The 25,110-nt window shown below is 60.6% G+C and carries 21 protein-coding genes, 1 pseudogene and 1 riboswitch; of the genes and pseudogenes, 17 read left to right on the top strand and 5 right to left on the bottom strand.

Annotated features, from left to right (window positions below; genetic code table 11):
* A complete protein-coding gene (gene prfA, locus IPI01_01895; protein MBK7256581.1) occupies positions 1–1,074 on the top strand; it encodes a peptide chain release factor 1 in 1,074 nt (357 codons plus the stop codon).
* A 3-nt stretch (positions 1,075–1,077) separates the two neighbouring features.
* Here prfA and IPI01_01900 read toward each other — a convergent pair.
* Positions 1,078–1,583 (bottom strand): annotated as a pseudogene (locus IPI01_01900) (nucleoside deaminase).
* Complete coding sequence (locus IPI01_01905; protein ID MBK7256582.1) at positions 1,577–2,086, bottom strand: nitroreductase family protein; 510 nt, start codon at positions 2,084–2,086, stop codon at positions 1,577–1,579. Before IPI01_01905 ends, IPI01_01900 begins: the two are co-directional and overlap by 7 nt.
* Positions 2,087–2,204: 118 nt before the next feature.
* Between IPI01_01905 and IPI01_01910 the strand changes: the two genes are divergently transcribed.
* The 3 genes from IPI01_01910 to IPI01_01920 all read left to right on the top strand — a co-directional run bounded on the left by IPI01_01910 (position 2,205) and on the right by IPI01_01920 (position 3,748).
* Positions 2,205–2,510, top strand: a complete 306-nt coding sequence (locus IPI01_01910; GenBank protein MBK7256583.1) for a hypothetical protein — start codon at positions 2,205–2,207, stop codon at positions 2,508–2,510.
* Positions 2,511–2,613: 103 nt separating this feature from the next.
* Positions 2,614–3,099, top strand: a complete 486-nt coding sequence (locus IPI01_01915; GenBank protein ID MBK7256584.1) for a hypothetical protein — start codon at positions 2,614–2,616, stop codon at positions 3,097–3,099.
* Positions 3,020–3,748: a T9SS type A sorting domain-containing protein gene (locus IPI01_01920; protein ID MBK7256585.1), complete on the top strand. Its 729-nt coding sequence runs from the start codon at positions 3,020–3,022 to the stop codon at positions 3,746–3,748. The genes IPI01_01915 and IPI01_01920 overlap by 80 nt, the downstream gene beginning before the upstream one ends.
* Before the next feature lie 73 nt (positions 3,749–3,821).
* On the opposite strand, the gene IPI01_01925 is transcribed toward IPI01_01920, so the two are convergent.
* The 3 genes from IPI01_01925 to IPI01_01935 are packed head-to-tail and all read right to left on the bottom strand — an operon-like array spanning position 3,822 to position 11,942.
* Positions 3,822–4,046: a hypothetical protein gene (locus tag IPI01_01925; protein ID MBK7256586.1), complete on the bottom strand. Its 225-nt coding sequence runs from the start codon at positions 4,044–4,046 to the stop codon at positions 3,822–3,824.
* A 29-nt stretch (positions 4,047–4,075) separates the two neighbouring features.
* On the bottom strand, positions 4,076–4,330 hold the full coding sequence (locus IPI01_01930; protein ID MBK7256587.1) for a T9SS type A sorting domain-containing protein: 255 nt from the start codon (positions 4,328–4,330) through the stop codon (positions 4,076–4,078).
* Positions 4,278–11,942, bottom strand: a complete 7,665-nt coding sequence (locus IPI01_01935) for a fibronectin type III domain-containing protein (protein MBK7256588.1) — start codon at positions 11,940–11,942, stop codon at positions 4,278–4,280. The genes IPI01_01930 and IPI01_01935 overlap by 53 nt, the downstream gene beginning before the upstream one ends.
* A gap of 170 nt (positions 11,943–12,112) precedes the next feature.
* A riboswitch (cobalamin riboswitch) is annotated at positions 12,113–12,282 on the top strand.
* A gap of 23 nt (positions 12,283–12,305) precedes the next feature.
* Between IPI01_01935 and IPI01_01940 the strand changes: the two genes are divergently transcribed.
* From IPI01_01940 to IPI01_02000, 13 genes are all read left to right on the top strand, one after another.
* Positions 12,306–14,411, top strand: a complete 2,106-nt coding sequence (locus IPI01_01940; GenBank protein MBK7256589.1) for a TonB-dependent receptor — start codon at positions 12,306–12,308, stop codon at positions 14,409–14,411.
* A 59-nt stretch (positions 14,412–14,470) separates the two neighbouring features.
* On the top strand, positions 14,471–15,538 hold the full coding sequence (locus IPI01_01945; protein ID MBK7256590.1) for a hypothetical protein: 1,068 nt from the start codon (positions 14,471–14,473) through the stop codon (positions 15,536–15,538).
* Positions 15,539–15,640: 102 nt separating this feature from the next.
* Positions 15,641–17,083 (top strand): glutamate--tRNA ligase, encoded by a 1,443-nt coding sequence (locus tag IPI01_01950; protein ID MBK7256591.1) that lies wholly within the window; start codon positions 15,641–15,643, stop codon positions 17,081–17,083.
* A 32-nt stretch (positions 17,084–17,115) separates the two neighbouring features.
* Positions 17,116–17,502, top strand: a complete 387-nt coding sequence (gene folB, locus IPI01_01955) for a dihydroneopterin aldolase (protein MBK7256592.1) — start codon at positions 17,116–17,118, stop codon at positions 17,500–17,502.
* Positions 17,499–18,005: a 2-amino-4-hydroxy-6-hydroxymethyldihydropteridine diphosphokinase gene (gene folK / locus IPI01_01960; GenBank protein ID MBK7256593.1), complete on the top strand. Its 507-nt coding sequence runs from the start codon at positions 17,499–17,501 to the stop codon at positions 18,003–18,005. Before folB ends, folK begins: the two co-directional genes overlap by 4 nt.
* 28 nt (positions 18,006–18,033) lie before the next feature.
* Positions 18,034–18,711 carry a deoxynucleoside kinase gene (locus tag IPI01_01965; protein ID MBK7256594.1) on the top strand — a complete coding sequence of 226 codons (678 nt, stop codon included), beginning with the start codon at positions 18,034–18,036 and terminating at the stop codon, positions 18,709–18,711.
* Between the two features lie 20 nt (positions 18,712–18,731).
* The gene (locus IPI01_01970; GenBank protein ID MBK7256595.1) at positions 18,732–18,959 is read left to right on the top strand and encodes a hypothetical protein; all 228 of its coding nucleotides are present in this window, start codon (positions 18,732–18,734) and stop codon (positions 18,957–18,959) included.
* On the top strand, positions 18,956–20,107 hold the full coding sequence (locus tag IPI01_01975; GenBank protein MBK7256596.1) for a glycosyltransferase family 9 protein: 1,152 nt from the start codon (positions 18,956–18,958) through the stop codon (positions 20,105–20,107). Before IPI01_01970 ends, IPI01_01975 begins: the two co-directional genes overlap by 4 nt.
* On the top strand, positions 20,104–21,045 hold the full coding sequence (nadA, locus tag IPI01_01980) for a quinolinate synthase NadA (protein MBK7256597.1): 942 nt from the start codon (positions 20,104–20,106) through the stop codon (positions 21,043–21,045). The genes IPI01_01975 and nadA overlap by 4 nt, the downstream gene beginning before the upstream one ends.
* 81 nt (positions 21,046–21,126) lie before the next feature.
* Positions 21,127–22,422, top strand: a complete 1,296-nt coding sequence (gene asnS / locus IPI01_01985) for an asparagine--tRNA ligase (protein ID MBK7256598.1) — start codon at positions 21,127–21,129, stop codon at positions 22,420–22,422.
* 25 nt (positions 22,423–22,447) lie between these two features.
* The gene (locus IPI01_01990; protein MBK7256599.1) at positions 22,448–23,365 is read left to right on the top strand and encodes an ATP-binding cassette domain-containing protein; all 918 of its coding nucleotides are present in this window, start codon (positions 22,448–22,450) and stop codon (positions 23,363–23,365) included.
* Entirely contained in the window at positions 23,362–24,600 is a 1,239-nt protein-coding gene (locus tag IPI01_01995; protein ID MBK7256600.1) for an ABC transporter permease, read from the top strand. The genes IPI01_01990 and IPI01_01995 overlap by 4 nt, the downstream gene beginning before the upstream one ends.
* 1 nt (position 24,601) lies before the next feature.
* Positions 24,602–25,105, top strand: a complete 504-nt coding sequence (locus IPI01_02000) for a hypothetical protein (protein ID MBK7256601.1) — start codon at positions 24,602–24,604, stop codon at positions 25,103–25,105.
* The last annotated feature ends 5 nt before the right edge of the window (positions 25,106–25,110 follow it).

Here is a 25,110-nt window from a genome sequence, read left to right on the forward strand (position 1 = left end):
ATGCTTGACCGGCTTGAACATGTCCGCGCCCGCTACGAGGAGCTCACGATGCTCCTGGGAGACCCGTCGGTGCTCGGAAGCCAGGACCGGCTGCGGGAAGTCAGCAAAGAACACAGTGATCTAACCCCGCTGATGAAGACGTATGACCGGTACGCCAGGGCAAAGAAAGACCTCGAAGGACTGAAGGAGCTGACGGAGTCGTCGGCCGATCCGGAGATGAAGCAGCTTGCGTATGCGGAGTTCGATGGCGCCCGCGACGCCGTGACCGCATTGGAAGAAGAATTGAAGGTCCTGCTGGTGCCGAAGGATCCGAACGATACGCGCAACGTGATCGTGGAGATCCGGGCCGGCACGGGTGGTGATGAGGCCGCGCTGTTTGCTGCGGATCTGTTCCGGATGTATTCGCGCTTCGCAGAGAAGCGTGGGTGGAAGGTGGAAGTGCTTGATGCGAATGATACCGGCATCGGGGGCATGAAGGAGATCTCGTTCTCCCTGAGCGGCAATGAGGTCTACGGCACCATGAAGTTCGAGAGTGGTGTCCACCGGGTACAGCGCGTGCCGGAGACCGAGGCGCAGGGCAGGGTGCACACTTCCGCTGCGACGGTCGCGATCCTGCCTGAGGTGGAGCAGGTGGATGGTGTGGAGATCAATCCCGCCGACCTGGAAATGGATACCTTCCGGTCGGGAGGGAAGGGCGGGCAGAATGTGAACAAGGTGGAAACCGCTGTGCGGATCACGCACAAGCCGTCAGGGATCATTGTGGTCTGCCGCCAGGAACGATCACAGCTGCAGAACCGCGAACGCGCGATGAAGATGCTGCGCGCGAAATTGTATGAGAACGCCATCGCCGCGCAGGTAGGGGATGTGGCGGCACAGCGGAAGATGATGGTGAAGAGTGGTGACCGGAGTGACAAGATCCGCACGTACAACTTTCCGCAGAACCGGGTGACCGATCACAGGATCGGATTGACCCTCTACAACCTTGGTGAGATCATCGATGGCCGGATGGACGAATTGGTGGAGCAGCTTCGTGTCGCTGACAGGGCGGAGCGGTTGAAGAACGCCGAGGGGTAACACCTACTCTTCCGTGCGTTTGCTTCCCGGCTTGCCTACCGTATTGCCGCGTACCCCCGCAAAGAAGTCCTTGAGCATGGCCCCGCACCGTGCCTCTTCGATACCCCGAACATCTCCACGCGGTGATTCAATCTGTCATCCTGAACGATATTGAAGAGCGTGCCGCAGGCGCCTGCTTTGGGGTCATAGGCCCCGAAGACCAGGGTCGGGATGCGGGCCTGGACGATCGCGCCCGCGCACATAGCGCAGGGTTCCAGGGTCACGTACAGGGTGCACGCTTCCAGCCGGCGGCTCTCCAGGTGGGTGGACGCGGCAGTGATAGCGATCATCTCGGCATGTGCCGTCGGGTCCTGGAGGGATTCGATCTGGTTGTATCCCTTGCCGATGATCCGGTTGTCGCGGACGATGATCGCTCCCACGGGGACCTCTTTGCGTTTCAACGCCTGTTCAGCCTCGCGGATAGCATAGGCCATCCACCGGACATGCTCGCCTGTCGGGTTCTCTACCATCGGTCCTCGTGTACGCGTTCTGACCTGTACCGGTCTTCCGCTGGTTTTTCTTCCCCCGGCACGCCGATGGGCAGCAGGGAGAAAGGAATGATATTCTCGGGCAGTGTGACCACCCGGCGGATCTCGTTCATCCGGGATTCACGGGGATAGACACCCACCCAGACGCTGCCCAATCCAAGGCCGTGCACCGCGAGGAGGATGTTCTGGGTCGCTGCCGCGCAATCGGCCGGCCAATAGTCCTGGTGCTTCACCAGTTTCAGATCGACGCATACCAGGATGGCGCATGCTGCATGTTGCACCATCTCGGCATACGGGTGCGCAGCGCTGAGCGCAGCAAGCGTGGCGCGGTTGTGGATGACGATGAAGTGCCAGGGTTGTTCATTGCCGGCAGAGGGGGCCGACATTGCGGCCGCAAGGATGCGGCGCAACGTGTCATCGTCCACCGTGCCAGGCAGGAATTGCCGGATCGCCCTGCGTCCGTGTATCGTCTCGAAGAGATCCATAGCTTGAAGTATACGCAAGAGTGTGGACGATGTCAATGCATCGGTGTTGCACGACTCGTATGCGTGTCGTATATTGTATCACACCCCTAACACATTTCTCAATGGAGTCGCATCAGCAATGAAGACCAGAACGTTGCTTGCTGCGCTATTGTGCCTTGTTGTCTCTGCCAATGGCCAGGAAACACTCAAGATCATGTCGTACAACGCGTTGAACTATCCGGGCAGTGACCGGACGCGCGATGGCTATTTCAAGACCGTCATGCAAACAACGGCTCCGGATATCGTGGTCGTCCAGGAAATGCTGACCTCCGCAGGGGTGAGCCTGTATCTGAGCAACGTTCTGAACGCCGCTGGTATCGGAACATTCTCGGCCGGCCCGTTCCATCGATGGCACGACGGACACGGAGAACGCCATTTTCTATAAGGCGGACAAGGTCACCTTCATTGCGAATACCCGCATTCCGACGGAATTGCGCGACATCAATGAATTCAAATTCTATCACGCTGCATCCGCGGAAACACTGCGCGTGTACTCCGTGCACCTGAAGGCCAGCACCGGCAGCGCTAACGCGGCCCAACGCGCGCGGGAAGTCGCCAACCTCCGCACGTGGACGAACGGTCTCCCGGCAGGATCAAATTTCCTCGTCACGGGCGATTTCAATATCTATTCCTCTTCCGAGGCCGGGTATCAGGCACTGATCGTTGACCAGCCGGCAAATGATGGCCACTTCGTGGATACCGAACCCTTGAGCGGCACCTGGAATTCGTCCGGGTACACGGCGTATCATACCCAATCCACCCGGACGGCGCCCTACAGTGATGGGGGGTCTTCGGGAGGGCTGGACGACCGTTTCGATCTCATGCTCTTCTCCCGCGCGATGGTCGAACCCGGCGGGATCACCTATCAATCCGGGACGATCACCCCCGTTGGGAATGACGGCGCGCATTTCAACATGTCCATCGGTACCATGCCGAACAGCGCTCATCGATGCAACGCTTGCATATGCCCTTGAGTACGCCTCCGACCACCTGCCGATCACCGCGATCGTCACCTTCGACGACGCCCAGCTGCCGGTGCAGATCGCATCGTTCAATGCAACGCCCGGTTCCAACGGGACCGATGTGACGCTTCGTTGGTCGACCCTGTCGGAGACGGAGAACTTCGGGTTCTACGTTCAGATCCGCCGCGAAGGTGAGACCGCCTTCCAGACCATCGAGAACAGCTTTGTCGCCGGACAGGGTACCGCTGTCACGCCGCATGACTATGGTTTCGTGGATGCTGGCCGCGGTGCCGGGCGTTGGTGGTACAGGTTGGAGCAGGTGGACCTGAATGGCGCAAAGCACTATACCCCGGAAGTGAGTGTCGATGTCCTCACGTCGGTGGTGGAGTCGGCCCCGCTCGCGTTCACTCTTGAGCAGAACTACCCGAACCCGTTCAATGCGGGTACGGTGATCCGCTTCACGCTGCCCTCAACGGCCACCGTGGCGCTGACCGTCTATGATGTGCTCGGTCATGAAGTCCGTACCCTTGTGGAAGGGCCGATGGCCGCGGGTATGCACCAGGTGTCCTGGGATGGCTCGCAGCTTGCGAGCGGGGTGTACATCTATCGGTTGACGGCGGGGGAGCAGGTACAGACCCGCCGGATGGTGTACGTGCGGTAAGCAGAGGGTCGTCGTCTTCAGATCAGAACGCCCTGTGTCACATCTCGTGATGCAGGGCGTTCTGCGCTTCCGGTCACATCGTCACGTCCACACTTCCACCCCCTACAGGCGCAACGGCGCCACCCGACCCGTTATATCCTGCGTCCTGGATCTGCTGTGCCTGCTCCATCAGCATGGCAACGAGCTGCTGGTCCTGCTGGAGTTGCATCTTCATCATCTTCATCCCAAGCTCCTGATGGGTCTGCGCCACCTTCATGGTTGCCAGTCCCGATGCTGCCTGGATGCTCAGATCACTCATGGTGTACCTCCATGTACAGAGAGAGAGAGTTATTTAAGGATCAACATCTTGATTGTCTTCACGAACGGATCGACCGGTGGGGCCGGATTCCCGGCGTCCAGCCCGATGGAACGTGCGCTGATCCGGTAGAAATAGACGCCACTCGGCAGATTACCGCCATCAAGGGTGAGATCGTAGCGTCCCGGCTTCTGCACGGCATTGACAAGGACCCGCACGGTCTGCCCCAGGAGATTATGGAGCGTCAGGACCACCTCCGCCTCCGCGGGAATATCGTAGCGGATCACGGTGGATGGATTCCCCGGGTTCGGGAAATTCTGGAACAGATCGTACACGACGGGCGGCGACATGATCGTCAGGCTCCACACCGGTGACCATGGTGTGGACCAATCCGAGTTGACGGCACGAACGCGCCAGTAGTAGGTCGTCGTATACTGGAGCGGCCCAACTGTCGTGACAGTGTCGGTCAGGGTCGAATCGCTCACGATGGGCGTGGTGAACGGCGCATCGGTCGCCACCTGCAGATGATACCGCTGGGCATGCTGTGAGGCCCGCCAGAGGAACTTCACATTGGGCAGTTGTCCGGACGAAGCGCTGCCCGGCATGAGCAACATGGGCGTGACCGGTGGGGCCACCACCGTGGAGAATGTCCAAACGGAAGAGAACGTCCCGTCTCCTTCGATGTTGGTTCCGCGCACGCGCCAGAAATAGCGGGTGTCGTATGTCAGGGTGGAGACGGTCACGCTGGTGTCCCGGATCCCGGTCTGTTCGTACACGGTTGAATCGAACGGCGAGTCCGTTGCGATCTGCATATGATATGAATCGGCAAGCCGGCTTGGATGCCACCGGAAGGTTAGACCTGTGAGCAATGAGCCCGGCACCGCTGTGCGGCGATTCCTGGAGAGGCGCCAGGGGCGCCACGAGTTTGGTCACGAACGTCGCGGTACGTGAATATGCACCTGCTCCGCGGGCGTCAACCGCCTTGACCCGCCAGTAGTAGTTCGTAAAGGGCTCCAATCCCGCGACATCCCGCGTGACACCTGTGACGGCGCTGTCCCGGAAGAAGAATGTGCCGAAGGACGGGTCCTGCGATATCTCGAGGACATAGTTGGCGGCGCCCGGCGAAGCGGTCCAACGCATCGTCAGTGAAGCAGCAACGCCGGTCGCGGAATCCGGCGGGGCAACGGATTCCGGCGTCGCTATACTGGTGGTATATTTTCTCGGCGTGGAGAACGCGCTGAATCCCGCCAGGTTGCCGGCGCGTATCTTCCACCAGTATGTTGTGTGGGGCAGCAAGGCGGACGCGACGCGCGATGTATCGGTCGAGGTCGAGTCGTTCAGGCGCAATTGTATGAACTGCGAATCGGTGCTTACCTGGAGATGATACCGCGTGGCACGGTCCGCAGTGTTCCATACCAACGCTTCGCCGGCAGGGATCCCTTCGGCGAGATGTGCCGGGGAGACGGGTTGCGGGACCGGTGGCTTTTCGATGATCGTCGTGAATTTGCGTATGGCGGACGGCTGACTGATACAGGCGCCGTCGGCACTGCGGCCAACCACACGCCAGAAGTAGCTCGTTGTATATGCGAGACCGCTGACGGTCTTGCCCGGACCCGTAATAGTGGAATCGTCCACCAGCGGAGCGCGCAGGAGCGAATCGCTCGAGAGTACCAGGCGATAGCGTGTCGCACCCTTGGACGATGTCCACGAGAGGGCGACCTGGATCGGCTGGTTGATCGCATCCTGTGCCGGAGCGGTGGCAACAGGCGTGGCAAGGGTGGTCAGGAATTGTCTGCGCAGCGTCCATGCGCTGGTGCCACCGACATTGGTCGCTTTCACGCGCCAGTAGTAGACGGCGTAGTAGTCGAGCGAATCCAACGCCCAGAGCGTATCGGCTATCGTGGAGTCCTGCCGGATGATGAACTCGAAGGCCGTATCTGCTGCAAGCTGCACCTGATATCTGGCAGCGCGGGCCGCATATTGCCAGGAGAGCGTCGTACTGACCGGGACGTTCTTCGCGTTGACGACCGGGGCCGTAAGCACCGGGAGCGCCGGGGGATCGGGCACCGTGATGAACCGTTGTGCCGGGCTCCAACTGCTCGTACTCGCGCCTCCGGCCGCCCGGGCGCGGATGCGCCAGAAATAGGTTGTGGAGCGGCCGAGACTGCTCACCATCCTGGCGGTGTCCACAAGTGTGGAATCGTCGAAGATCGCCGTCCTGAACAGGGAATCCGTTGAGAGCTGCAGGCGATAGGTCGTGGCACGGGGCACCTTCGACCAGACGAGACGGGTGTTGACGGGTTGATCCGGTACACCGTTCACCGGCGCTACGGCCAACGGTGTAGCGATGATCGTGGTGAAGTGCCAATAGCTTGTCGGTGCACTGGTCCCGCCCGGGTTTATGCTCCGGACCCGCCAGTAATGTCTCAACAACCCTTCCAACGGCTTGGGGGTGTACACCGTATCCGTGATGGTCGTATCGTCGATCACGATCTGCGTGAAGAGAGAATCCGTCCCGACGAGAAGGCCGTACGTGTCGGCACCTGAGGCCCGGCGCCACTTGAGCGGTACGGTACGGGACTGATCAAGCAGGCCGCTGGTTGGCGCCACCAGTGTTGTTGCCGACGGAGGGGCAGGCACGGTCCTGAACGACCAGACCGGAGAGTATGACCCTATCGAACGGCCATCTGCTGACTTCGCCCGCACCCGCCAGTAGTGTTTCATGAGGCGCGGGAGTGGGCCGACGCTTCTGCTCGTTGTTGCCACGAGGGAATCATCCAGAACGATCTGGGTCATAAGTGTATCTGTCGCGACCTGAACGCGGTATCGCGCTGCTCCCGGGACATCCTGCCAGGAGAGGGTTGGCGAAAGCGGCGCGAACAGTTCCCCATTCACCGGCAAGTGTTGCACGGGGGTTGCGATGGTCGTGATGAATTTGCGCGTTGCCGTGTACTCGCTCGCATCAGCCGGATTCTGAGCACGGAGGCGCCACCAGTAGCTGGTCATGCCTTCAAGCGGGCCGACCGTACGCACGGTATCCAGAGAGCTCGAGTCGACGAAGGCGGGCGTGGTGAAGTGCTCATCCTTTGCAAGCTCGAGCCGGTATGTCTCCGCGTACTGTACGCGCCGCCACCGGACGTGCATGGTCACAGGCTGCTCGATGATGTCGGGAGTCGGAGCAAGTATGGCCGGGGTATCGAGCACGGTCGTGTAGTAGCGAGCCCCCGAGTAGGCGCTGGTGCTTGACCCATCGATGGACCGTGCGCTCACGCGCCAGTAGTATCGCGTGAATCCGACCATCGGCGGGGCTTGATACACCGTGTCCGCGATCCCGGCAGCATCAAGTTCCAGGGCCGAGAAGTCCGGGAGTCGAGACAACTGCAGACGGTATCCGGCCGGGGCAGGCAGACGGTGCCAGCGGAAGACCGTTGCATGCGGTTGATGCAACGCTGCGAGGGCGGGGGAGACCGGAACGGGTGTCCCGATGATCGTCCGGAAGGACCATCCCTGCGAAAAGGTGCTGGAGCCCCCGGCATTGATGGCCCGGACCCGCCAGAAGAAGCGGGAATAGTTGTCGAGCGTACTCAATGTGCAGAGCGGGGCCGTCAGCAGCGAATCGCTCAGGATCAGGATCGAGAAGACCGAATCCCTGGCCACCTGCAGATGATAGCGCGATGCCCCTGTTGCACCACTCCACTCGAGGGCGAGGGTGATGGGGGTGTTGATGGTCCCGTTCGTCGGCATGACGAGGACCGGCACGGCAGGGATGTTGATACGTGTCGTGAAACTCCAGACCGCCGAAGACTGCGCACCACCGGCGTTGATCGCGGTGACCTGCCAGTAGAACTTCGCACCATAGGGGATGCTGCTCACCGTGACCCAATTGTCGAGTGCCAGCGAATCGTAGACGACCGTCGAGAAGTCCGGGGTTGACGAGATGCGGACACGGAATTGCGTTGATCCGGAGGTCTGTCCCCATGAGAGCAACACGGGAAGGCCGACGTCGTTCTGACCATCCGTCGGTGCGGTCAGAGAAGGAACCGCCGGGGGAGGCACCGTGACCGTCAAGCGCCGCACAGGTGAGTATGCGCTTGGCCCATTGCCGTTGGATGCATTCACGCGCCAGAAATATGTCGTGTTGTAGGCAAGCGATGTTACCTGGTGGCTTGTCGCGGCGAGCGCCGGAAAATCGTACAGGACCGATCCAAAGGCAGAATCGGTGGAGATCTGCAGCCTGTACGAATTCGCGCCCAACGATGGGCGCCATTGGAACGTCATGCTTGTTGGCTGGTTCAGCGCTCCGGCTACCGGCGACGTCAGGAGTGGGACCCCGGGGACCGTGATCAGGGTGGTGAACGACCAGAGAGGAGATACGGTCACCCCGTTGCTATCACTGCGAGCAGAGACCTGCCAGTAGTACCGCGTGCTCACCGAGAGTGAATCCACGAGGACGGACGTGCCCGACAGTCCCGAATCGCTCCGGACGATCGTGCTCATCGTTGAGTCCATGCTGAGCCGGTAGGCGTACGTCCGCGCACCGGATACGGGCAACCATTGGAACGACACATTCGCCGGGGTGTATTCCGACGCCTGATTCGGCGGCGTGGTGAGCGTGGGTGTGGCGATGACCGTCGTGAAATTGAAAGGCAAGGCGAACGCGCTGCTGTCAAGACGGTTGACGCCCTTCACGCGCCAATAGTACGCCGTGTTGTGTCCGAGTCCGGCCTGGGGTGTGACCGCGAAGACCGTATCGGTCAGGCCCGTTGTGTCGATCAACGTTGTCGGGAAGTAGGAGTCTGTTGATAGCTGGAGACGGTACCACTCCGAAGAAGAGAACGAGGACCATCGGAGCACCGGGATCAGTGTCTGTGCCATGCTCCTGCTGACCGGGGTGTACAGCGTTGGAACCGCGGGCTTCTCGAGCATGGTCTTGAACCACCGGGGCTGCGAATAGGCGCTGCTCGCGGTACCCGTGGAGTTGGTTGCCTGAACGCGCCACCAGAAGGTTGTGTTGCTCTGCAATGGCCCGACCTGGAACGACGTTGCAACGAGGGGGAAACGCTCGAAGACCACCCGGGTGAAGAGGGAATCGAGAGCCACCTGCAGGCCGTAGAATGAAGCTCCGGTCGCCGGATTCCATTGCATGGTGGGTGAGAACCCCTGGTCGAGTGCACCACTCGCAGGTGTTATCAGCACAGGCACGGCGGGAGTGTCGATCCGGGTCGTGAAGGCCCTTACCTCGGACCAGAGGCTTGTAGAAGTCCCCGTGGCGTTGCGGGCATTGACACGCCAATAGTATGTGCGTGCGCTGCCGAGTGGACCGATCTGACGCGAGATGCCGGTGATCGCGGCATCGTCGAACACAACGGCGCCGGGAAATGCCGGGTCTTCGGACACCTGCAGCCGGTACATCGCTGCGGCGGGTGAGGCAAGCCAGCTCAGTGTCGGGTTGAGGACCTGCCCCGGGGCATTGGAGAGCGGTTGGTTCAGATATGGCGTCGCGATCTTGGTCCGGAACGACCATACGGCCGCCGGATAAACGCTCGAATCGCCGCCAGAGTTGCGCGCGCTCACACGCCAGTAGTACACGGAATCGTTGCCGAGTCCGGCGATCTGCAGGGACTCGGCGCTGACCGTCGTTTCAACGATCAGGATCTTGAGTGCCGATGTACGCGACACCTGTACGAGGTACGATGTGGCCGTCGGGCTGGCGGACCATTTCAATGTTGGACCCACGAGTTGGTCGGTGGCCCCGTTCGTTGGTGCGGAGACCGAGGGTTGTGCAAGATTCGTGGTGAACGAGCGGACCTCGGACCACGGGCTTACGCTCGCGGCATTTTTCGCATTGACGCGCCAGAAGTACTGCTTTGCGGTCAGGAGTGTCGCCACCGTCTTCGAAGAAGTGGTGAGGGTGGAGTCATCGAACACCGTCGACCCGAATGCCATATCCAGAGAGACCTGGAGCCGGTATGTCGCCGCATCCGGGACCTGCACCCAGGAGAAGGCTGCTGCTGCAGGTGGGATGCTCTTCGCCCCGTCCAGGGGAACAACGAGTGACGGTTCTCCGGCACCCGAGACGATCGTGGTGAAGTTCCACGCAGTGGATGGATACGCGCTTGTATCCCCGTTCGTGTTCCGGGCGCTGACCCTCCAGTAGTACTTGGTCTTGTTGGCGAGGGGGCCGAGGCGGAGCGTATCCTGCGGAATGGTGGCGTCCAGAAGCAGCGGGGAGAACCCCGTTGCGGTCGAGACCTGGCCGCAATACGATGTTGCGCCGGCGATGGGGGTCCAGGAGAGCAATGGTGTCGTCGCTGTTCCTGTGGCCCCACTGGCAGGGCTCACTGCCGACGGTGCGACGGGTTTGGTGCTGAATGTCCATACGCCGGAATAGTCGGATGTCGTTGCTGCGTTCTTGGAACGAACCCTCCAGTAGTACTTCGCACCGTACGAGAGTCCGGTCACCGATTTGGAGACACCCGTCACCGCACTATCATCAAAGGCGATGATCGTGAACAGGGAATCGGTTGCCACTTGCAGGCGATAGTTCGCAGCGTCCGTTGCCGCGATCCATGAGAGCGTTGGAGGGACGGGCTGGCTTGTCGCTCGATTGACCGGTCCTGAGAGGACCGGGACCGCCGGGGTATCAACGATGGTCGTGAAATTCCAGGGGGTCGTAGGATAAGCGCTGGTATCGCCAGACGCATTCCGTGCGCTCACCCGCCAATAATACTTCGTCTTATTGGCTAGGCCATTCAAGGTGAGCGTGTCGCTCGTCAGGATCACATTGTACAAGAGGGGCGAGAACGATGTTGCCGTGGACACCTGAAGCCGGTAACTTGAGGCGGAGGCGACGGTATCCCAATCCAGGACTTGGATTATCGGAGTATTGGTTGCCCCAGTGGCAGGGGAGGTCACCCCTGGAGGGGCGAGTTTGGTCGAGAACGACCGGACCCCGGAGAACGCAGAGGTTGCGGCCACGTTCTTGGCACTCAGACGCCAGTAGTATGTGCTGCCGAACAGCAGACCAGGCACGGCCTTGGTCGCCGCTGTTATGGCCGAGTCGTTGTACACCAGTGATGTGAACCCCGCGTCGGTGGCGATCTGCAGCCGGTAGGACGCTGCGTCCGGTACGGCGGACCATGTGAAGCTCGTGGTATTGATCGCAATGCTTTGCGCACCGGACGCCGGAGTCAACTGGGTCGGGACACCCGGTGTATCGACGATCGTCGTGAAGTTCCATGCCGCCGCCCACGCGCTGGTGTCGGTCCCTCTCCTCGACTGGACGCGCCAGTAATATTTTGTCTTGTTGACGAGGTTCCGCACGGGGAGCTTCTGGACGGTGAAACCCCATTGGACCGCAACGATCGTATCGACGATCATTGTGCCCGCGGTGAACCCGGTTGAGGTGGAGATCTCGATACGGTAAGCGTCAGCGATCGCATCCGCATTCCAGCGCACCGAGTCCGTGAGCGCGATACCTGTGGCGTTCGTTACCGGTGCGGAAAGGACCGGCGTGCCCGGCTTTGCGGCCACCGTCCGGAAACGCCATGCCGTGGACCAGGAACTGAGTGTCCCCGTGCCGCTCTCGCGTGTCTTGATGCGCCAGAAGTATGTCGAGTCGCCGACGAGCGGGCCGACCTGGGTCGACTGCAGCGCTACGGCGGTGTGGGCCACCGAGCGCGCGATGATGATCGTTTCGAACAGGGAATCATCCGCGACTTGGACGAGATACGAGTCCGCGAACGCCACCGCGTTCCAGCTCAGCGTAATGAGGACAGGTTGTCCTGTTGCTCCATTCGTCGGACTCACCAGGACGGGTGGGTCAATGCTCCACGCCATCGAAGTCCCGAACAGGAAGAGGGCCGCTTGAAGTGCTCGTCGTATGTTCCGTCGTGCCATAGCCATGTATCCACAACGGAAAAGTGCATTCATCGTGCCAGAATCCGGAACCTGTCTCCCGCAAGCATACGCCGAAAACAGGATGCACGAGCGGTGTGTTGCGGCTAATATTCGCCAGGTGGTGGGAAAAGGCCGCTTGACTTTCGGTACTACGTGAAGTATATTGGGTCAAGTTCATTTGCATCAATGGTACCGGTGTAGGGAATTCCGTATAAGCGGAAGCTGCCCCGCAACTGTAAGTGACAAACGGCGAGTGTGTCACCGATGCCCAGGCATCGGGAAGACAACTCGAGAGTTCCGGTCACGAGCCAGGAGACCTGCCGGTGCCAGGTCCACACAAACCTTCGCGGGAAGGAGAGGGACGTGAGCATGTGGCACGCGTGTGCCCGCATGCGTGCGGCCTCTTTCTTCGTGATGAAGGGAGAGGCTTTTTCGTTGCATCCTTGCCCACCACATAGACTCGCCGTCTGCATTCTCCTTGCCGCGTGCACCGTACTGTCCACCGGCCCCGCGCTCGCCCAACAGGATTCCTCCCGCGCCACGGGTACGGATACAGTCCGTACATACCTCCTCCATGAGATGATCGTTACGAGCCAGCGCATCCCCCGGCCTGCTCTCGCATCGCCATCCCGCGCCGTTGTCCTCTCACGCAGGACCATCGAAGCCACTGGCGCGACCTCTCTGGCCTCTGTGCTTTCGGTCGCGAGCGGACTCTTCGTCAAGGATTACGGAGGTGTTTCCGGGCTGAAAACCATTTCCCAGCGGGGACTTGGCACCGAACACACGCTCCTCCTTCTGAACGGTCTTCCCGCGAACAGCACCCACAACGGCGGGTTCGATCTGGGCCTGTTCTCAATATTTGATATCGGATCGGTGGAGATCGTTCAGGGCGGACAGTCCGCTTTGCAGGGAGCTCATGCAGTGGCGGGTGTGGTGAATGTGCTCACCCGCACGATGGACGTGGGAACGTCGTTGGAAGGCGGAGTTTCGGTCGGTTCGTTTGGATACCGCAACTATCATCTTGCAGCAGGTGACGGCGCATCGTCGGTCCGCTGGAGAGTGAGTGCTTCCCGCGAGACGAGTACAGAAGATTTTCCGTTCGATCTCAGGAATGGCCCCGTCGTGTATCCCCTCGTCCGTACGAATGCCGACGTGTATGCAGACCGGTTGTCGGCCTCCTGCACGGGCCCTCTCGGTACGGATCTCCGGTTCGAGGCCATGGCCGCCGTGCTCGATGCAGAACGGGGTGTCCCCGGTGTTGTGACAGGACCGTATAGTGCAGGACAGGGGCGGCAGGTCGACAGGACGGCGCTGGTGCAGGCATCGCTGACGGTGGTGCCCGGGCCGTCGGTGTCGTGGGAAACGCGCGTCCAGGGGCAGTATGGGTACCAGCGCTACCGTGATCCCGGATTGACCATCGGGTTCGTTCCCGTGGACAACTACACGACCACCCGTGAAGTGCATGTTGAATCGCATGCCGGCGTGCAGGTCGGCACCGGTACGCAGCTGTACGTGGGTGGCGACGTGACCCTGGTGAAGGGTGACGGGAACACCTATCGCCGTGAGGCCCGGCGTGATGCGTGGGGGGGAGCGGTCGCCGCGGAGCACATCATTCTCGGATCGAACAAGGTGTTCCATATCGTTGCCTTCCCCGCGCTCCGGTACGACCACGTTTCGTCATCGCTCGAAGCCTGGAGTCCCCAGCTTGGACTCTTGTTGCACTGTCCGGTGGATCTGTCATTCCTTTTTCGTGACGCATCGTTCCGGGTCCGGGCCATGACCAGCAGGAACTTCCGCACGCCGACGTTCAACGAGCTGTACTATGCAGGCGGTGGAGGTATCGGCAATCCGGACCTGCGCCCGGAGCGGTCGACCGGCTACGAGGCCGGCGTGGGTTGGTCGGGCCGATGGCTTGGCGAACACCGCGTCGATGTCACCGGATTCGTCACCGACATGACCGACAGGATCGTATGGGTGTCCGCACCGGGGGGCAATGTCACTCCGCGCAATCTGCGGCGGGTCGATTCCAGGGGCGTTGAGGTCACGTATGCATTCGATGCGGGAGTCCTTCACGTAGATGCCCGCTACACCCGGCAGAGATCACTCAAAATGTCAGAGGACTATCCCGGCGATCCCAACACGCATGTCCCTGTCATCTATGCCCCCGAAGAGACCGCGGGGCTGCAGGGAGCCTGGACGTACGAAACGGGAGTGCATGCCATCAGCGCGATCGATCTCTCCGCCGGGTTCACTTTTGTGGGCCATCGGTTCATTACGGAGGACGCTCAGGGATTCCTGCCGGCGTACCATGTGATGAGCGGAGGTGTTGGGGTGTCTCTGGCGGTCCGGGATGTGCGCATGCATCTTCAGCTTCAGGTGGACAATGCGCTTGGCGCCTCGTATGAGGTGATGGCGGGATACCCGATGCCTCCGCGGTCGTTCCGGCTGTCGTGTGATGTCTCCTATTGATCTGTGTGCTCACCGCCGCCTGCGGGTCGGCGTTCTCTGTATCAGAAAGGACGAAGTCCATGAAACGTGTCTCACTGCTCTGCCTCCCTTTGCTTGTCGTGCTGTCTTCGTGCACCAAGGACCCGGTGACACCGGAAACGTCCGCTGCGGCGGTCCCCGCTGCGAGGGGAGTATTCATCCTGAACGAAGGGGATTTCAGTGATGCAACCGGAGCCAGGCTCTCGCTGTACGACCTGGCTCGCGATACGGTATCCATCGATGTCGTTGAAGGGGCCAACGCCGGGCAGCACCTGGGCAACACCGGCGATGATATGATCGTCTTCCGGGACCGAATCTATCTCCTCATGAGCGGCTCGGAGAATATCGTCGTCGTCAGCACGGCGGACCATCACATCATCCAATCCGCCTACTTCCCGGGGAGGGTCCCGCATAGCATGGTCCTGGATTCCGCCCGGAACCGCCTGTATCTCACGGAGCTCTACCGCAATGCCGTGGTCGCCGTTGATCTGGCGACGCTGAATGTGGTGGATACTGTCGCCGTGGGAGCGAACCCCCAAGAGATGCTCCTGGAGGGGGATGTCCTCTATGTGTGCAATTCCGGGTACGGGTCGAGCAAGACCGTGAGCGTGGTGGGGCTGTCACCCCTGAGCGTCGTCAAGACCCTCACGCTGCGTGAAGGCCCAACAGGTATCACCCGGTCCAGTGATGGGTCGATCTTCATCGCCTGCACGGGAAATCCGTACAGTGTGCCCGCCGTCCCGGGGGGTGTGTACAGGATCAACACCACCACGAGGTCGGTCCAGGATTCCGTGGTCATGACCGACCCCCTCTGGGGGACGGTGTGTGCGGGAAACGCCGGGGAGATCTTCTTCATCGGCGTGACCCCGGGGAGCTTCTACGGTGGCCCGGTGCATCGGTATAGTGCTGCATCGAAAACGCTTAGCACATCTGTCGTCGGCGGAACGCATTACGGGATGGCCGTGGACGCATCGTCGGGTGATCTGTACGTTGCGGATGCGAAGAACTTTGCAAGCAGGGGCGAGGTCCGGATCTATTCGCAGGCATTGACGTTGAAGCGGACCCTCGCCGTTCAGAGGGGGCCTGCGGTCTTTGCATTCAAGCGCTGATAGGTGGCAATTTCCCCCCGATTTCTCTACATTTAAGAATGAATCCCGCCACGTTTCAGGTGGCGGGAGAGCTTCATCCTCTCTCATTATCACAGGTCAGCTGTGTCCACGGTCCGAGTTCGCTTCGCCCCGAGTCCGACGGGTTACCTTCATGTCGGAGGCCTCCGCACGGCGTTGTACAACTATCTCTTTGCGAAGAAGCACGGCGGGGCCTTCCTGCTGCGCATCGAAGACACGGACCGCACACGCCTCGTTGAAGGGGCCGTCGAGAATCTCATCCGGACCCTCGGATGGGCAGGGCTCCGGTTTGACGAAGGACCCGGCGCCGGAGGGGACCGTGGTCCCTACGTTCAGTCCGAGCGCCTTTCGTTGTATCGCACGTACGCGGAACAGTTGATCCGCGACGGCCACGCGTACTACGCATTCGATACGGCCGAAGAGTTGGAGCTGATGAAGGCGGAGCAGGAGCGGCTGAAGCTCACGCCGAAGTACGACCGGCGCGCATTGAAGCTCTCTGCCGCGGAGGTGGAGGCGAAACTCGCCTCGGGCGCCCCCTCTGTCGTGCGCCTGCGCGTGCCGGATGCGACGACGGTGGTGATCGAGGACGTGGTCCGGGGCCATGTGGAGTTCGAGAGTGCCATGATCGACGATCAGGTGCTGCTGAAATCCGATGGCTACCCGACGTACCACCTGGCGAACGTTGTGGATGACCATCTCATGCGCATCACCCATGTGATCCGCGGGGAGGAATGGCTCTCAAGTACGCCCAAGCACGTCCTTCTCTATCAGGCGTTCGGGTGGGCAATGCCGGTATTCGCCCATCTTCCGCTCTTGTTGAACCCCGACCGATCGAAGTTGAGCAAACGCCAGGGGGATGTTGCGGTCGAAGATTATATGCGGAAGGGATATCTCCCTGAAGCCTTGCTGAACTTCATCGCCTTCCTCGGGTGGAATCCGGGCGACGAGCGGGAGATATTCTCGCTGGAGGAACTTGTCCGCGAGTTCACGTTGGAACGGGTAGGGAAGTCCGGGGCGGTATTCAACATCGAGAAACTGGACTCGGTGAACAAGGAGTATATCAAGGCGGCTTCCACGGCACGGCTGACGGAGGAGATCCGTCACCGCCTCACCGCGCACGGGATGGCCGTACCTCCGGATCACCATATCGCCGGCGTGATCGTGCTGATGAAGGAGCGGGTCGCCACGCTGGAGGAATTCGTCACGGGATGCGGCTACCTCTACGCGGACCCTGCGGCGTATGACGAGGAGGCCATCAAGAAGAACTGGAAACCCGAGACCGGGGGATGGTTGCGTGAGTTGCTGCCCCTCTTGCCGGGCGCCGACGGATTCACGGCCTCGTCCCTGGAATCCATTGTCAAAGAACGGGCCACCGTGATCGGTGTCGGGGCAGGAAAACTCATTCATCCGCTCCGCCTCGCGGTCAGCGGTACTTCCAAAGGCCCAGGGTTGTTTGAGATGATGGAACTCCTCGGCCGGGATGCCTGCGTTCGCCGGATCGGGCGGGCACTGGCCGCTCTCGGTTGATTCTCCCGCTCCCTATGGCTATATTACCACATATGGAACCAGCCGGGAGCAGTACCGCCAGCCACGTGATCCGCATCAGAAATGCGGTCTTTTATGCTTATCACGGCGTCATGGCGGACGAACAGAATCTGGGCGGCAAGTTTGAGATCGATGTGGACCTCTACGGTGATTTCTCTGAGGCTGCCCGAACGGATTCACTCAAGAACACGGTCGATTACGAACGCGTGTACGGGTTCATTGGCGCCACCGTGCTGGCGAAGAAGTACTACCTGCTCGAAGCGCTCGGACGGGTGATCGCCACGGGACTCATCGCAGAGTTCCCGCCGTTGAGCGCGGTGACGGTCCGGATCCGGAAACCGCATCCACCGGTCCGCGGGGTCGTCGACTATGTGGAGGTTGAGACGAGCGAGCACCGATGAGCACCTACCGGGCGTTCATAGGCCTCGGGTCGAATGTGGGGGAGCGCTTCCATCACATCACGGATGCTGCCGTTGCGTTGCGTGGCATCCCCAGGACCTCGGTGGTATGGTTCTCCCCGGTCTATGACACCGATGCATGGGGCAAGACCGACCAGGCGCGATTCCTGAACGCAGCGTGTGAGGTCTCGACGGAACTGGAGCCTGCAGAACTCCTGGCGGCGCTGAAGGAGATCGAGACACGCCTGGGCCGTACGATGCACGAGCACTGGGGGCCACGCGAAATCGACCTGGATATCCTGCTGTATGATGGCATGGTCGTGGAGACGCCGGAGGTCTGTGTTCCGCACCGCGACCTTGCGAACCGGAGATTCGTGCTTGTTCCGCTCAGGGACATCGCGCCCGACCTTGTCCATCCGATCTCAGGGTTGACGGTCGAAGAGATGGCCTCGGCGTGTTCGGATCAGGGACGTGTGGTCAGATCCAACCATTACATCACCGTGTAGCCTCCGTCAATGCATCAAGGAAGAACGCGTGTCACCACAGGACCATAACGCCCCCGCACCACAGACCGACCTCCGGTACATCGCGATCGAAGGCGTGATCGGCGCCGGAAAGACGACGCTTGCCCGTATGGTGGGCGAGACCCTGGGTGCCCGTGTCGTCCTCGAACAGTTCGAAGAGAATCCGTTCCTGAAGGATTTCTATCGTGATCCGGAGCGATATGCCTTCCAGACACAGATCTTTTTCCTCTTGACGCGCTACAAGCAGCAACGGAACCTGTTCCAGGGGGATCTGTTCCAGAGTTTCATCGTCACGGATTACATCTTTGAAAAGGACAAGATCTTCGCGTACCTCAACCTGCAGGACGAGGAGCTGAAGCTGTACGAGACGCTGGTGAACAGCATCGAACACAACATTCCGACGCCCGATCTCGTGGTGTACCTGCAGTCCAGTGTACCGCGGCTGATGTCCAACATCAAGCAGCGTGGACGTTCGTTCGAGAACCACATGTCCGAATCGTACATCAAGGAACTGAACGAAGCGTACAACTACTTCTTCTTCCGGTACAAGGCCACGCCGTTGCTGATCGTGAATGGCACGGAGATCGATTTCGTCGGGAACAAGGATCATTATGACCAGCTCGTGCGCGAGATCCTCCGGCCGACGCGTGCACCGGTCGAGTATTACAACCCCAGGGTTCAGCCGTAAGCGGAGGAGGCATGGGTATCATGCGTTTGATATTGTTCTTTATCACCGGATGGATCCTGTGGAGGATCATCCGGGTCATGTTGCGGATGGGTGCATCGTCCCGCAACACTGACAACGCCGGCATCGATATGGACACGCCGTCGGCGCCGGGCGCTTCCAGGGTCCGGCGCACGATCCAGGACGCGGAATTCGAAGACCTGACCCCGCCGCCTGCCGGCGACAAGAAGCAGGAACAACCCCGCGCATGAGTCCTGCGCCAGGCCATCTTCGCCGGATGGAGCGGGGTGTGAAGAGGATGGCGCTGACAGTGGCACGTGCGCTGTTCCGTCAGCGCCGGCACGATCCGCTCCAGAGTGATGCGATCCGCCGGATCCTCATCATACGGCAGCACAATCAGCTGGGCGACATGCTGTGTGCGACGCCTCTCCTGCGTGCCGTCCGGTCCCGTTTCCCCGATGCCTTCATTGCACTGCTGACCAGCCCGGTGAATCATGCCGTCATGATGCACCATCCGGCCCTGGATGAAACGATCCTGTTCGACAAGCGGCAGTTCCTGGCCGGGGGGCGCCTTCACCCCCTCCGTTTGATACGGTTCGTGCGATCGCTGCGCGCACGCACGTTCGACCTCGTCCTCGTCCCTGCCACCGTCTCGATGTCCGCAACCAGCGACTTCCTGGCCTATGCCACGGGTGCGCGATGGCGCCTCGGCGTCGGTTCCCTGGAGGGGGTGGAGAACCCCTCGGCGTTCTTCTATACGGAGGGAGTGGTGCTTTCCTGGACAGGGAAGGGACCTGTTCACCAGACCATCCGGAACATGGATGTCGCCCGTTCGTTGTCCCTCCCTGACCCGGGGCAGGCCCTGAACCTTGAGCTGACAGAGGAAGAGAAAGCCTCTGCTGCAAGAAAATGGCCGAACCGGGGAGGCCGGCGGATGATGGCCTTCCATGTGGGAGCAGGGAAGGTCCCGAATCGGTGGCCTGCCGATCGGTTCGCTAATATAATAGATGCGGTGGTTGGGAACCTCGGGTATGATGCGATTCTGATCTGTGGGCCGATGGATGAAGGCCCCGTTGAGGCAGTGTTTTCGGCTTTACACGTTGATGTACAACGTGTTGTAAATGAGTCAATTAGGGCAGTTGCTTCATGTCTTTCCCGTGTCGATCTCCTGGTCTCGAACGACACCGGGATCATGCATGTCGGGGCCGCAGTAGGGATCCCCGTGCTGTCATTGTTTGGTCCTACTGACCCCCAGCAGTGGGCACCAGTCGGACCCCGGCATCGTTGTATAAAGAGCAGGACCAGTGATATCGCCGATATCACAGCCGAAGAGGTGCTGAAGCACATAACAGAGATGACCGGGAGCACGGGAGCACCGGCAGGGAGAAGGGCGCAATGATGATAGGCAAGAATGCGGGGATCGACTACCGCAAAGAGATCCTCCGGCTCAAAGGAGAGATGAACGCGGTCCTCCTGGCGCATTACTATCAGGATTCCGAGATCCAGGACCTCGCGGATGTCATTGGTGATAGTCTTGAACTATCCCGGCGGGCCGCTTCGACGAGTGCTGACGTGATCGTGTTCGCGGGTGTTCATTTCATGGCGGAGACGGCCAAGATCCTCAATCCCGACAAATTGGTCCTGCTGCCGGACCTTGCAGCCGGATGTTCGCTCGCGGAAGGGGCGCCCGGACCGGCATTCCGGGCATGGCGCGAGGCCCATCCCGGGCACGTGTCCATCACCTATATCAATTGTTCCGCGGAGGTGAAAGCAGAAAGCGATATCATCTGTACGTCGAGCAATGCCGAAAAGATCATCCGGCAGATACCTCTGGACCAGCCGATCCTGTTCGCTCCGGACCGGAACCTGGGGCGGTACCTGAGCAAGAAGACGGGTCGGGACATGGTCCTGTGGGATGGTTCCTGCGTGGTGCATGAAACGTTCAGCGAGGCGAAGGTCATCGAACTGCAGATGGCGCATCCTGACGCAGAACTGATCGCACACCCGGAGTGCGAGTCGGCGCTCCTGTCGCGTGCCTCGTACATCGGCTCGACCTCGGCGCTGCTCGCGTACGTTCAGAAAGCTTCCGCGCGACGGTTCATCGTCGCCACCGAGCCCGGCATCATCCACCAGATGAAGAAAGCCGCCCCGGAGAAGGAGTATATCCCGGCACCTCCGCTTGCGAATTGTGCATGCAATGAGTGCCCGTACATGAAACTGAACACGCTGGAAAAGCTCTACCTCTGCATGAAGAACCGGGCCCCGGAGATCATCATGGACGAGGCGACGCGTGCGAGGGCGCTACGCCCGATCCAGCGGATGCTTGCCATGAGTTGAGCCGGATTGACCATGGTGTGATCATTTAGTATATTTCGCCCGATTCCTTCCTCTTCCATTGTGTTTGCAAAGGTACTCCCGATGAGTCGCATCTATATCGAACAACTGCACGAAGTTGCCGGACAGCAGGTGACCCTGCATGGCTGGCTCTATAACAAGAGATCCAGCGGCAAGATCCGGTTCCTCGTGATGAGGGACGGTACGGGTTTCGTGCAGGGCGTCATCGCCAAGGGCGCGGTATCCGATGAGGTCTTCGCGCGCTTCGATGAACTTACCCAGGAGTCGGCGTTCACGATGACCGGGACCGTGCGGGCAGAAAAGCGGTCGCCCGGCGGGTTCGAAATGGATGTCACGGACCTGAAGATCCTGCACATCGCGCATGACTATCCGATCACCCCGAAGGAACACGGCACCGACTTCCTCATGGACCGCCGTCACCTGTGGCTCCGTTCGAGCCGCCAGCATGCGATCCTCCGCGTTCGCCATCAGGTCATCAAATCGATACGCGAATTCTTCGACGGCAGGGGGTTCACCCTGGTTGACGCTCCGATCTTCACGCCCGCAGCGTGCGAGGGGACGTCCACGCTGTTCGAGACCAAGTACTTCGACCTGGGGAGCGCCTACCTCACGCAGTCGGGCCAGCTGTACGGCGAGGCGGGCGCTATGGCGTTCGGCAAAGTGTACGTCTTTGGCCCGACGTTCCGTGCGGAGAAATCCAAGACACGCCGCCACCTCACCGAGTTCTGGATGGTGGAACCCGAGGTGGCGTTCAACGACCTGAACGACAACATGGACCTCGCCGAGGCGATGCTGGAGCATGTGGTCCAATCGTGCCTGAAGAACCGGGCCGCGGAACTGAAGCTGCTCGAGCGGAATACCGCGATGCTCGAGAACGTCAAGGCACCGCTGCCGCGCATCACGTACGACGAAGCGGTGGAGATCCTGCACAAGAACGGGATCGCCTTCGAGTGGGGGAACGACCTCGGTGGCACGGACGAGACGGTGGTGTCGCAGCAGTTCGACCGCCCGGTGATGGTGCACCGGTATCCGTCGGAGGTGAAGGCGTTCTATATGAAGCGTGACCCGCAGAATCCGAAGGTCGCGCTGGCCGTGGACGTCCTCGCACCGGAAGGCTACGGCGAGATCATCGGCGGGAGCCAGCGTGAGGACGATTTCGATGCACTGCTCGGCCGCATCAAGGAACACAACCTCCCGCAATCGGCATTCGACTGGTATCTGGACCTGCGGCGGTATGGGTCGGTGCCGCATGCCGGCTTCGGCCTGGGCATCGAGCGCACGGTCTCCTGGATCTGCGGGCTCGACCATTTGCGTGAAGCCATTCCGTTCCCGCGGATGATCTATCGCCTCACACCGTGATACCGGAGAAGGACGCACTGCATCCATGTTGACCGTTCAGCATCTTGTGAAGCGTTTCTCGTCCGTCGTTGCGGTGAACGGCGTCTCGTTCACCGTGAATGCCGGAGAGATCTTCGGCCTTCTCGGCCCCAATGGAGCAGGGAAGACCACCACGATCCGCATGATCCTGCACATCCTCGAGCCGGATGGCGGAGCGATCCTGTATCACGGGAACCCGTTCACAGAGCAGACGCGCAATGTTCTGGGGTATCTTCCGGAAGAGCGCGGCCTGTATAAGAAGAGCAAGGTGATCGATACGCTCCTCTACTTCGGTGAGCTGCGGGGGCTCACGCGTACGGGGGCGCGCGAACGTGCGCGGGCGTGGCTGCAGCGTTTCGAGCTGTCCGGCCAGGAGAACCGGAAGGTGGAGGAGTTCTCCAAAGGCAATCAGCAGAAGATCCAATTCATTGCATCGGTCATTCACGATCCGGCCCTCGTCATCCTGGATGAGCCGTTCTCCGGGCTCGATCCCGTGAACCAGCTTCTCTTCAAGGACATCCTGCTGGACATGAAACAGGAAGGGAAGGCGATCATCCTGTCCACGCACCAGATGGATCAGGCAGAGCGTTTGAGCGATTCCCTCTGCCTCATCAATCGTGGTGCCGTCGTGCTCGGCGGTTCCGTACGGGAGGTGAAGCAGCGGTACGGCAAGAACACGCTCCACGTCGAATTCGATGGTGACGGTGGTTTCATGGAGACCTTGCCCGGGGTCCAGCGCGCACTGCTGTATGAACGGAGCGCGGAACTCGAACTGGAGGCCGGTGCGACGACGCGGACGGTCATCGAGGCCATCAATCCACGCGTTGAATTGCGCAAGGTCGAGCTGCTGGAACCGTCGCTGCATTCGATCTTCCTGCAGGTCGTCGGAGATCCTGCCGATGTGAAGGGGGAGGTGGCACCATGACCAAAGCATTCGCCGTCGCGCGGTGGGAGTACCTCGAAAAGGTCAAGAGCAAGGCCTTCCTCATCGGCCTCTTCCTCACGCCGATCATCATGATCGCCATGGGGGTGTTGCCGGGGTTCTTTGCCTCTCAGCCGGATGACTCGAGCCGGACGATCGCCGTGCTCGCCACGGACAATGTGGTCGCGCCGGTCCTCGCCCAGCGTTTGCAGGGATCGTACAAGTTGCAGAACGGGCTCCCCAATTATGTCGTCCTCCCGCTCATCGCGCCTCCCGCGATGGGGATGAGATCGCTTGAGGCCGAGGCGCTCCAGCGCCTGGAGCAGGGAGAATTCGAAGGCTTCATCGTTCTCTCGCCCGGTGATTCGGTCGTGGAGTACCGTTCCAAGGTCGTCGGTGACTTCGAGATCCGCTCGCGCATCCGCGAGACCCTCCACGGGATCCTTGCCGAGCAACGCGTGAAGGACCTGGGGCTGGACAAGGACATCCTCAGGAAGCTGGATGTGCCGCTCGACGTGCGGATCGTGAAGATCGCGGAAGAGGGGAAGGACGGCGGTGGGTTCGAGAAGGTGTTCATCTCGGCGTACGTGTTCCTCATGATGCTCTTCCTGCTCATCATGAGTTCAGGCCAGATGCTTGTGCGTTCCATGATCGAGGAGAAATCCAATCGTATCGTTGAAGTACTGGTATCGTCGTGTTCGCCGACGGATCTGATGGTCGGCAAGGTGCTCGGGCTCAGCGGGCTCGGTCTCACGCAGATGGCGTTCTGGGCGGCGATCGCCGTCGCGGTCTCCTCGAAATTCAACATGACGTTCATCGAACCGTCGCAGGCGGGGCTCCTCATCCTGTACTTCGTCCTGGGCTACCTGTTCTATGCCGCCGTCTTCATCGCTGCGGGTGCGCCGTTCAATACGGAGCAGGAGGCCCAGCAGGTGACGTCCTATCTCGTCATGTTCCTGATCCTGCCGATCGTGCTGGCCATCCCCGCGATGAAGGACCCCGGTGCGCCGTGGATCAAGGTGCTCAGTTTCATTCCACTCCTCACGCCCACGATGATGGCGTTGCGCATTCCGATCCTCATGCCGGAGTGGTGGGAGATCCTTCTCACCACGGTGATCATGGTCGTCTCGATCTACTTCGGTATGATCGTCGCCGGGCGCATCTTCCGGATCGGGATCCTCGCGACCGGGAAGACGCCGGGATTCAAAGAGATCCTCCGCTGGATACGAACGGGATAGGATGACCATGATCACTCGCGCATTGATGGTTCTTGTCGGTATGGTGTGCCTGGCCGCAACGGCGTTGACCCAGGTGGTGACCCCGGAACCCGGGAGTGCGGGACGGTTGCGGGAGAGCGTCTTTGGCCTGGGCATTGCCGCCGGACCTGCGTCGGGCCTCGGGCTGAGCTTCCGCCATCACCTTCCCTCGGTGATCAGCTACGAGATCAACGGTGGGATCATCAAGGTGGATGACCGGCTCCTGTACGATATCGGCGGGGAGCTGCAGGTCGACCTCTCACGGAGTGGTTCCACGAGGTTCTTCGTTGCCGGTGCCTTTGCCTACTATTATTCCGGAAGCGCGAACCACAATGAGATGGCGGCCCCGGAGCGGGTGGGCCTGGGGTTGGGTGGGGAGATGTATACCGGGCAGGGGTTCCATGCGACGCTGGAACTGATCTTCACGTACTTCTCCGACGCAACGGTCCTGCCATTGCCCCAATTCGGGCTGCATTACTATTTCTAACGGGC

The organism is Ignavibacteriota bacterium, assembly GCA_016707525.1.
Lineage (GTDB): Bacteria > Bacteroidota > Ignavibacteria > UBA10030 > UBA6906 > JAGDMK01.

Excerpts from the sequence above, each read along its gene's own strand:
- prfA (MBK7256581.1), top strand. The coding sequence starts at position 1 with ATGCTTGACCGGCTTGAACATGTCCGCGCCCGCTACGAGGAGCTCACG.
- IPI01_01905 (MBK7256582.1), bottom strand. The coding sequence starts at position 2,086 with ATGGATCTCTTCGAGACGATACACGGACGCAGGGCGATCCGGCAATTC.
- IPI01_01910 (MBK7256583.1), top strand. The coding sequence starts at position 2,205 with ATGAAGACCAGAACGTTGCTTGCTGCGCTATTGTGCCTTGTTGTCTCT.
- IPI01_01920 (MBK7256585.1), top strand. The coding sequence starts at position 3,020 with ATGACGGCGCGCATTTCAACATGTCCATCGGTACCATGCCGAACAGCG.
- IPI01_01925 (MBK7256586.1), bottom strand. The coding sequence starts at position 4,046 with ATGAGTGATCTGAGCATCCAGGCAGCATCGGGACTGGCAACCATGAAG.
- IPI01_01935 (MBK7256588.1), bottom strand. The coding sequence starts at position 11,942 with ATGGCACGACGGAACATACGACGAGCACTTCAAGCGGCCCTCTTCCTG.
- IPI01_01945 (MBK7256590.1), top strand. The coding sequence starts at position 14,471 with ATGAAACGTGTCTCACTGCTCTGCCTCCCTTTGCTTGTCGTGCTGTCT.
- folB (MBK7256592.1), top strand. The coding sequence starts at position 17,116 with ATGGAACCAGCCGGGAGCAGTACCGCCAGCCACGTGATCCGCATCAGA.
- folK (MBK7256593.1), top strand. The coding sequence starts at position 17,499 with ATGAGCACCTACCGGGCGTTCATAGGCCTCGGGTCGAATGTGGGGGAG.
- IPI01_01970 (MBK7256595.1), top strand. The coding sequence starts at position 18,732 with ATGCGTTTGATATTGTTCTTTATCACCGGATGGATCCTGTGGAGGATC.
- IPI01_01975 (MBK7256596.1), top strand. The coding sequence starts at position 18,956 with ATGAGTCCTGCGCCAGGCCATCTTCGCCGGATGGAGCGGGGTGTGAAG.
- nadA (MBK7256597.1), top strand. The coding sequence starts at position 20,104 with ATGATGATAGGCAAGAATGCGGGGATCGACTACCGCAAAGAGATCCTC.
- asnS (MBK7256598.1), top strand. The coding sequence starts at position 21,127 with ATGAGTCGCATCTATATCGAACAACTGCACGAAGTTGCCGGACAGCAG.
- IPI01_01990 (MBK7256599.1), top strand. The coding sequence starts at position 22,448 with ATGTTGACCGTTCAGCATCTTGTGAAGCGTTTCTCGTCCGTCGTTGCG.
- IPI01_01995 (MBK7256600.1), top strand. The coding sequence starts at position 23,362 with ATGACCAAAGCATTCGCCGTCGCGCGGTGGGAGTACCTCGAAAAGGTC.
- IPI01_02000 (MBK7256601.1), top strand. The coding sequence starts at position 24,602 with ATGACCATGATCACTCGCGCATTGATGGTTCTTGTCGGTATGGTGTGC.